The sequence below is a fragment of the Myroides odoratimimus genome (assembly GCF_030326305.1).
Taxonomy (GTDB): Bacteria; Bacteroidota; Bacteroidia; order Flavobacteriales; family Flavobacteriaceae; genus Flavobacterium; species Flavobacterium odoratimimum_A.
In genome coordinates, this window is sequence record NZ_JACAKB010000009.1 from 112,766 (window position 1) to 121,380 (window position 8,615).

Here is an 8,615-nt window from a genome sequence, read left to right on the forward strand (position 1 = left end):
TTACATATTCTCTCTAAAGCACTGTCAATATGTTGTAAAATTATTAAATTTTACTTTTTTTTCTATCTCGTGTAAAAGCATTATATTTATTACACTACATTCGCATTAGATTTATTATTATATGTTAGACAAAGTAATTGTTGGTAGTGAAGAATGGTGTTCTTTTTCTACTTTAAATATTCCTGCTATTAAAGCGCGTGTTGACTCAGGTGCTAAGACATCTGCGTTACATGCTATAAACATTGTCCCTTTTGAAAAAGAGGGAGAAAAGTGGGTTAAATTTGACGTCAATCCTCTTCAGAACAATGGAAAAACAGTAATTCATTGTGAATCTAAGGTAATAGATAAAAGAATCGTAAAGAGCTCTAGCGGCTCTAGAGAATCTAGATATGTAATCCAAACCGAAATATCTATTGCTGACACGAATTGGATGATCGAGCTAACTTTGACCAATAGAGATTCTATGGGATATAGAATGCTACTAGGAAGAGAAGCTATGGGAGGACGTGTACTAGTAGATCCTGAAAAACACTTCTTACTAGGTCAACCCACTACAGAAAAACTAGAAGAATACTATACTAAACCAAAAACAGAGAAAAAAGGTCTACGTATAGGTCTATTAGCAAGTAATCCTGATTTGTATAGTAATAAAAGAATTATAGAAGCAGGAGAATTAAGAGGTCATGAAATGCACTTCTTAAATCTGAAGTACTGCTATATGAAACTAGATGCTAACCAACCAGAGATACACTATCGAGGTGGACGAGTTCTAAATGATTTTGACGCAGTAATACCACGTATACGTCCTAGTATGACGTACTATGGATGTGCATTAACTAGACATTTTGAATCTTTAAAAGTATATAGCTTGAATAGTGCCGCAGCGATAGCACAGTCAAGAGACAAACTATTTTCACTTCAGTTATTACTAAATAATGGGGTAGACATTCCTACTACAGGATTTGCTAACTCACCTTTAGATACTAATGATTTGATAAAAATGGTAGGAGGAAGCCCTCTTATTGTCAAATTGTTAGAAGGGACACAAGGAAAAGGTGTAGTATTAGCAGAAACTAAAAAAGCAGCAGAAAGTGTAATCAATGCCTTCAAAAGTCTGAATGCAAACATCTTAGTACAAGAATTCATTAAAGAAGCAAATGGTAAGGATATACGTTGTTTTGTAGTAGACGGAAAAGTTGTAGCAGCGATACAGCGCGAAGCTCTACCAGGTGAGTTTAGAGCTAATATTCACTTAGGTGGAACAGCATCTGTGATCAAAGTAACACCTGAAGAAAAGAAGATAGCCATCAAAGCTGCTAAGGCAATGAATCTAAAAGTAGCTGGAGTAGATATTATTCGCTCTGCTAAAGGTCCTCTATTATTAGAGGTAAACTCTTCTCCTGGATTAGAAGGAATAGAAGGTGCTACAAATAAAGATATTGCTTCGGAGATGATTAAAGCGATAGAAAAACAAGTTAAATGGTAATATTATAAGAGAGTGGTGATCTAACAATCACCACTTTTATTCTTTTTAAAATCAATATAAATTATGAACCCATCTACTAACGGCTGGATCAAAAAATACTTTACAGAACACCGAGACTATCAAATCTTCTCTACACAGAACTGTCATGAGATATCAACACAAATTAGAAAAATAGGTTTTAGTTACGGAATAATTGATATTGATGAATTACCTAGTATTTATAAAAACTTTAAATACACACAAGAAGAACTTTCTAAAATCTGTTACTTACAGCTCTTAGAAAAAATCTATTATATATATAACAATGGGGATAATCAACAAAACTTCATTGATAAGCTCATAGAGTTTTACGAAGTATTCATTCCTCACAAGAGCAATATTTTCTCTTCTTTCTTTGAAGAAAAGAATCCTTATAACAAACTAGAAAATATCTTTTCGATCAGATGTAAAGAACACTTCTTTTCACAGTCAAAAAACAATGATTTTGTACTAAACATGATTCTATTATTCATTGATACACTAGCATTCGAGGCTTATATCAATGAAAAAATAGATCCTACGATCTTTATACAACACACGGTAGAACAATTAAAGGAAATAACATTATCCGTTAAAAGAAATAAAGAGGAGTTGAGCAAAAAAGATCTACAACTTATTGACTTTTTAGACAAAACGAATAGTACTAACTCAATAGACTCTATAAAGTTAAATACACCTATCAGCAGCTTTGAAGCAAACTTTATGATAGATTATATCGTATGTAATTCTTGGAAAAATGATATACAGGAGATTATACTTCCTAACTTTGAGGAAGCTCCTTTCTTAGCTATTCCTTATTCACAAACGATGATAGAGGAAAGTATCTTTTACTTTTCGATAGTATTAGTCAAAAATAAATATGATTATCATTATTACAAATCAAGTAATCTATTTGATAATGTCATTAAAAATTCTACAAGTTATATAGAACTTCTATTAACGCGAAACAAAACTAGGTTAATCAATGAGTTACAAAAGAATACACAACTCATGAAGTTATTAGTGGACTCTACACATAGAGACTTAAATAAAGAAGAAAAAAAGATGGTTAAAAAACAAACTATAGAAGTTATTAAAACCATCCCTTCTCTTGCTATCTTTATTTTACCTGGAGGAGGTATATTATTACCTATTTTATTAAAATTTATTCCTTCATTACTACCTTCTTCATTCAACGAAAATACAGAGCAGTAAATTTAGGACAGACTATATCTTTTTAAATCGGAGCTGGTATACTTCATCTAGATCTGCATTGTTCATCAGATTTACATTTAGATCAGTTACATAACCAGAGTTAAGACCATATACCCATCCGTGTATTCCAAGTTCTTGATTGCGAGCCCAAGCTTCTTGTACAATGGATGTTTTGGCTAAGTCATACACTTGTTCTTGAACATTTAGTTCAACAAATCGATTAAATCGCTGAACTTCATCATCAATTTGATCTAACTCTACATTGTGTAATCGATAGACGGTCTTGATATGTCTAATCCAGTTATCTATTAGACCATAAGACTCATTCTTCATTGCAGCCAGCACTCCACCACATCCATAGTGACCACAAACTATGATATCTTTAATTTTAAGAATATTAACAGCATAATCTAGTACACTCAGCATGTTCATATCTGAATGTATAACCATATTAGCAATGTTACGATGGACAAAAACATCACCTGGTTCTGCCCCAATAATTTCGTTCGCTGGTACTCTACTATCAGAACACCCTATCCATAATACAGGAGGTGTCTGTTTTTCACTAAGTCTTTTGAAGTAATTAGGATTTACAGTTAGCCTCTCCTCTACCCATTGCTTATTGCGCTCTAAAATCTTCTTATAAAAATCACTATGTGCCATAGTCTTATTTTTTCTCTACAAACATTTCTTTTACAATGTTTACTTCTCCTGTTTCTACTTTATAAAAAGCCCCTACAATTCCAATCTCACCAGCTTGATACATTTCACTTAGAACAGTACTTTTGCTCAAAATGTGGTCAATAGTATGATCTACATTGTGATAAGCTACTAAATCAACTGCTTCTTTTGATTGTATATCAAGGTCTTTATTATTCTCTTTGACATACTCTATCGAAGGTTCTACTTTTGCCAATAGATTCGTTAAGTGGCCTAATTTTGCACCTTTACAAGCTCCAGTAATAGCACCACAATGTGAATGTCCTAAAACCATGATAAGCTTACTTCCTGCTAATTTACATGCAAATTCCATAGAACCAATAATATCTTCATTTAATACATTACCAGCAATACGAGCACTAAAGATATCTCCTAACCCTTGATCAAAGATTAACTCTGCAGAGGTACGGCTATCGATACAACTCAAGATGATAGCGAATGGAAACTGTCCTTCTTTAGTTGAGTTTACCTGTTCTAATAAATTACTATGAGCCTTTAGGTTCTCTACGAAACGTTTATTTCCTTCTTTTAAAAACTCTAAAGCTAGTTCTGGAGTAATTGATTTTTGATCTTCTATGTTGTGTAGTCTCATTCTGTTTGTTGTTTATTTAAGTTGTAAACTAATAGCAAAAATACAAAACAATCAATAAAATATAACGTATTATTATTTTTTGAAGTAATTTTTATTAATACTATAATTCATAAACAATAATTAACAATTAATATCTCAATCTTTATCCTACTCTCCAATGTAAAAGAGTTAAAAAGCGACTAACAATACACAGATAGAAAATTAGCATTGTATTCTAATCAATTGTTAATTCTAAATATATATTTCCCAATCAGTTATAATTGTGATCAATCGTTAACATTAATATAAATTGCAAAAATATTTGTTTGATTACCAAAATAGTTAATACATTTGCATCATAAAATAACAGGAGGAAAAATTTGTACTGATTGCAACCTCGGTAAAAAATGCTAAAGCAGAAATTCATACTTCCCCTTTAGCCATTTCCTCTATTTTTAAAATCTAAAAAAAAATAATTATTATGGCTTATTACTTTACATCTGAATCAGTTAGTGAAGGACATCCAGATAAAATTGCTGATCAAATCTCTGATGCTTTAATCGATAACTTTTTAGCCTTCGATCAAGACTCTAAAGTAGCTTGTGAAACTTTAGTAACAACAGGACAAGTAGTTTTGGCTGGTGAAGTTAAATCTAAAACATACCTAGACGTACAACAAATCGCTAGAGAGGTAATCAAACGTATTGGTTACACTAAGAGTGAATATATGTTTGACGCTAACTCATGTGGTATCTTATCAGCGATCCATGAGCAATCTGCTGACATCAATCAAGGAGTAGATAGAAAAAGTCCAGAAGAACAAGGAGCTGGTGACCAAGGAATGATGTTTGGTTACGCAACTAAAGAGACTGAAGACTATATGCCTCTAGCATTAGACCTTTCTCATAAATTGTTACAAGAATTAGCAGCTATCCGTAGAGAAAATACGGAAGTTACTTATTTAAGACCAGATGCGAAAAGTCAGGTTACATTAGAATATGATGATAACAATACTCCTATCAGAATCGTTACTATCGTACTTTCTACTCAACATGATGATTTCGTTCAACCAACGGATAACTCTGTTCAAGCTAAAGAAGTTGCTGAGAAAGCAATGCAAGCAAGAATAGAGAAAGACATCAAAGAAATCTTAATTACTCGTCTTTTAAATAAATATCCTCAATACAAATATTTATTTGAGAATAACGAAGAAATAGAGTACTTAATCAATCCAACAGGTGTATTCGTTATTGGAGGTCCTCATGGAGATACAGGATTGACAGGTCGTAAGATTATCGTAGATACTTATGGTGGTAAAGGTGCTCACGGTGGAGGTGCTTTCTCTGGTAAAGACCCTAGTAAAGTAGACCGTAGTGCAGCTTATGCAACTAGACATATTGCTAAAAACCTAGTAGCGGCAGGTGTTGCTGACGAAGTATTAGTGCAAGTTTCTTATGCTATTGGAGTTGCTAAACCAACAGGTTTATACATCAATACTTACGGTACAAGTAATGTTAATCTAACTGATGGTGAAATTGCTAAAAAAGTTAGTGAGTTATTTGACTTAAGACCATACTTCATTGAAACTAGTCTTAAATTAAGAAACCCTATCTATAGTGAGACAGCTGCTTATGGACATATGGGACGTAAACCTCAAGTAGTGAAAAAAGTATTCATTAGACCTGGTGGAGAAACTAAAGAAGTAGAAGTAGAATTATTCACTTGGGAAAAATTAGACAGAGTAGAAGATATCAAAGCTAAATTTAGCTTGTAATATTCTTATTCAATTCATATAAAGAGACTGCTATTAGTAGTCTCTTTTTTTATACTTTACTATAAGAGAATTCTCTCTTATACACATTGCTAGAATTGGTTTATATTTACTTAACTAAACCAAAATTATGAACTGGATCCTAGGTACACTTATATTACTGATACTATATATTCTTCTCAATAAAAAAAGGAATAGAAACAAAAGGAATGCTCAACTTCAAAAATTAAAAGAAAGCTGGGGACATCCAAAAGGATTAACTGATTTTAATTTTGCCAAAATAGCATCCTACCATCTTGCATTAAGTCATAGTACATCGTATCAAACAATTAGTAAAACCATTAATCAAGATCTTGATTTAGACGATACGTTTACTTATCTAGACAGAACACACTCCTTAATAGGACAACAATACCTGTATCACAAACTACACACCTTTAAATCACCAGAAGAAGTAAGAGACCTTGATCAAACAATTAATTTCTTCAGAACTGACAGTACTGAGAGATTAAAACTACAAACATTACTAAGTTCCTGAAAGATAGACATAGTTTTTGTTACACTCCCTATACCACAAAAAAAAGTTCAGTTAACTAACTGAACTTTTTTCTATTTCTTCATCCAAACATTCAAATCTAGAATTCTGAGATTTAAACTCTGGAACTATTACTTTTAATTGCTTAACAAGATATTCCACATCATCCTGGCCCTCATTCTCACATACATAGTTACACATCATTTCGAGGTTCGCCTTTATCACATCTAAATCTTGATTACGTACTTTAGCAATCATTATCTTTTCATGATGCGTCTTCACAGTATTCTCATCATTAGCTAACAACTCTTCGAATATCTTTTCTCCAGGCCTTAATCCTGTTATCTTAATGTCTATATCTTCAGGATAACTATAACCACTCAAACGTATCATTCGCTTAGCTAAATCAAATATCTTCATAGATTTACCCATATCGAAAACAAAGATCTCACCTCCATTCCCCATAATTGAAGCTTCTAACACTAATTGACAAGCTTCAGGTATTGTCATGAAAAAACGTGTAATATCTTGATGTGTTACTGTTAACGGTCCACCGGCATCGATTTGACGCTTAAACAATGGAATCACAGATCCATTAGATCCAAGAACATTTCCAAAGCGAGTTACTATAAAGCTTGTAATACCATTATCTTTTAATGTTGACACATATAGTTCAGCAGCACGTTTAGTAGCTCCCATAACATTAGTAGGGTTAACAGCTTTATCTGTAGATACCATTACAAACTTTGATACGCCAAACTGAACTGATAAATCAGCTATAACCTTAGTTCCTTTCACATTGGTATGAATTGCTTCATAAGGAAAAGATTCCATTAAAGGGACATGCTTATATGCAGCTGCATGATATACTAAATTAGGTCTATACAACTCGAATAAAGATTCCATCTTCTTGTTATCTCGAATATTCCCAACAACATAAACTATGTCATTACACTTATTAGACACCATCGTCTGCTGTATATCATATAATGGAGATTCTGCATGATCAACCAGTATAAGCTTCTTAAAGTTAAAGCGCGCTACTTGTCTAGCTATCTCACTTCCAATAGAACCAGCAGCCCCAGTAATCAATACAACCTTATCATTTATCTCTCTACCAATAATAGGATTATCTAATTGTATAGCTTTACGTCCTAGTAAATCATCAATCTTTAATTCCTTAATTTGTTTATTAGTATAAGAACCGTCTAACCAATCTGTAGCAGGTGGAATAATCTTTATCTTTACAGGAAGCTTCTCTAATACTTCTGATATATCATTTAATCTTTCTCTTGTAATATTCTGAATCGAAATAATTATTTCATCTATTCTATTACTTGTAACATATGCTTCATCTAAGATAGATGGATTGTATATTTTATATCCGCTTAACCTATTACCTGATTTACTAGGATTGTCATCCACAAAAGCGACAATATGCGTTCTAACTTTTGTATCCCCTTGTAATGCCCCTACAGTAATTATTCCAGAATCACCAGCACCATAGATAATCACACGTTTATGATTTCTAACATCTAATACATAGCTACGATAAAACTGACTGTAGAACAAGCGTGCTAAAATAAGCATCGCTGATGTAAAGAATAAATGCAGCAATACAAAAGAATATGAATACCTCAAATAAGACTCAAAACTAGATCCTAATAACTCATTTCGCTGTAGTGAACTTACAATCATCATGATTGCCCCAGAGAATAAACATGAAATAAAAATAGTTTCAATATCTTTTATACTCGTTTGCCTAATAACACCTTTAAACGGTTTAAATATTAAAAAACTAACGATATAACAAACTAATAATACAGGTATTCTCTTCAACATTAATTCAATAGAGAAATTACCAAAAAAATTAGTTAACAAAAGGTTAGAAATAAAATAGGTAAACAAGACAATTAATAAGTCTATTATAAATATGATACCCCTTGGTGTATCACGCTTTAACTGTCTTTTCAGCGCATTATTCATACGATTTTCTTTTGGTAGCAATTATTACAATTATTTTAACTGCAAATATAATGCATAAAATGTCACCTTTATTACTCTACACTAGAAAATACAGTCTCTTCACCCTTTTCTTATGCTTTTTACTCTTTACAAATAAAGTAATCAATGATACCAAATTTAAATTAAGAGAAACAAAACATCAACACCAAATTACTGCGAAAAGCTAAGTTCTAAAAGTAATCACCTACTATACAAACAAAAAAATCCCCAACCTCTAATGAGATTGGGGATTCTATAAAGAAAGGCGGCGACATACTCTCCCACTGGTTAGCAG

The 8,615-nt window shown here is 32.3% G+C and carries 7 protein-coding genes; 4 read left to right on the forward strand and 3 right to left on the reverse strand.

The window, feature by feature from the left end; translation table 11 throughout:
* Positions 1 to 121 precede the first annotated feature (121 nt).
* Both rimK and HX049_RS09090 read left to right on the forward strand, forming a co-directional pair.
* Positions 122 to 1,486, forward strand: coding sequence for a 30S ribosomal protein S6--L-glutamate ligase (gene rimK / locus HX049_RS09085; protein WP_286415501.1), 1,365 nt, complete (start codon positions 122 to 124; stop codon positions 1,484 to 1,486).
* Positions 1,487 to 1,549: 63 nt separating this feature from the next.
* Entirely contained in the window at positions 1,550 to 2,719 is a 1,170-nt protein-coding gene (locus tag HX049_RS09090; RefSeq protein WP_286415502.1) for an LETM1-related biofilm-associated protein, read from the forward strand.
* A gap of 12 nt (positions 2,720 to 2,731) precedes the next feature.
* Here the strand turns inward: HX049_RS09090 and HX049_RS09095 are convergent, their stop codons facing one another.
* Entirely contained in the window at positions 2,732 to 3,382 is a 651-nt protein-coding gene (locus HX049_RS09095) for a carbonic anhydrase (protein WP_286415503.1), read from the reverse strand.
* 4 nt (positions 3,383 to 3,386) lie between these two features.
* Positions 3,387 to 4,031: a carbonic anhydrase family protein gene (locus tag HX049_RS09100; protein ID WP_286415504.1), complete on the reverse strand. Its 645-nt coding sequence runs from the start codon at positions 4,029 to 4,031 to the stop codon at positions 3,387 to 3,389.
* Between the two features lie 460 nt (positions 4,032 to 4,491).
* Between HX049_RS09100 and metK the strand changes: the two genes are divergently transcribed.
* Both metK and HX049_RS09110 read left to right on the forward strand, forming a co-directional pair.
* Positions 4,492 to 5,784: a methionine adenosyltransferase gene (gene metK / locus HX049_RS09105; RefSeq protein ID WP_286415505.1), complete on the forward strand. Its 1,293-nt coding sequence runs from the start codon at positions 4,492 to 4,494 to the stop codon at positions 5,782 to 5,784.
* Positions 5,785 to 5,911: 127 nt separating this feature from the next.
* Positions 5,912 to 6,319 carry a hypothetical protein gene (locus HX049_RS09110; RefSeq protein WP_286415506.1) on the forward strand — a complete coding sequence of 136 codons (408 nt, stop codon included), beginning with the start codon at positions 5,912 to 5,914 and terminating at the stop codon, positions 6,317 to 6,319.
* A 51-nt stretch (positions 6,320 to 6,370) separates the two neighbouring features.
* On the opposite strand, the gene HX049_RS09115 is transcribed toward HX049_RS09110, so the two are convergent.
* Positions 6,371 to 8,302, reverse strand: coding sequence for a polysaccharide biosynthesis protein (locus HX049_RS09115; protein WP_286415507.1), 1,932 nt, complete (start codon positions 8,300 to 8,302; stop codon positions 6,371 to 6,373).
* Between the last annotated feature and the right edge of the window lie 313 nt (positions 8,303 to 8,615).

What these genes read in the sequence shown, in the direction of transcription:
- rimK (WP_286415501.1), top strand. Translation starts at nt 122, where the DNA reads ATGTTAGACAAAGTAATTGTTGGTAGTGAAGAATGGTGTTCTTTTTCT.
- HX049_RS09090 (WP_286415502.1), top strand. Translation starts at nt 1,550, where the DNA reads ATGAACCCATCTACTAACGGCTGGATCAAAAAATACTTTACAGAACAC.
- HX049_RS09095 (WP_286415503.1), bottom strand. Translation starts at nt 3,382, where the DNA reads ATGGCACATAGTGATTTTTATAAGAAGATTTTAGAGCGCAATAAGCAA.
- HX049_RS09100 (WP_286415504.1), bottom strand. Translation starts at nt 4,031, where the DNA reads ATGAGACTACACAACATAGAAGATCAAAAATCAATTACTCCAGAACTA.
- metK (WP_286415505.1), top strand. Translation starts at nt 4,492, where the DNA reads ATGGCTTATTACTTTACATCTGAATCAGTTAGTGAAGGACATCCAGAT.
- HX049_RS09110 (WP_286415506.1), top strand. Translation starts at nt 5,912, where the DNA reads ATGAACTGGATCCTAGGTACACTTATATTACTGATACTATATATTCTT.
- HX049_RS09115 (WP_286415507.1), bottom strand. Translation starts at nt 8,302, where the DNA reads ATGAATAATGCGCTGAAAAGACAGTTAAAGCGTGATACACCAAGGGGT.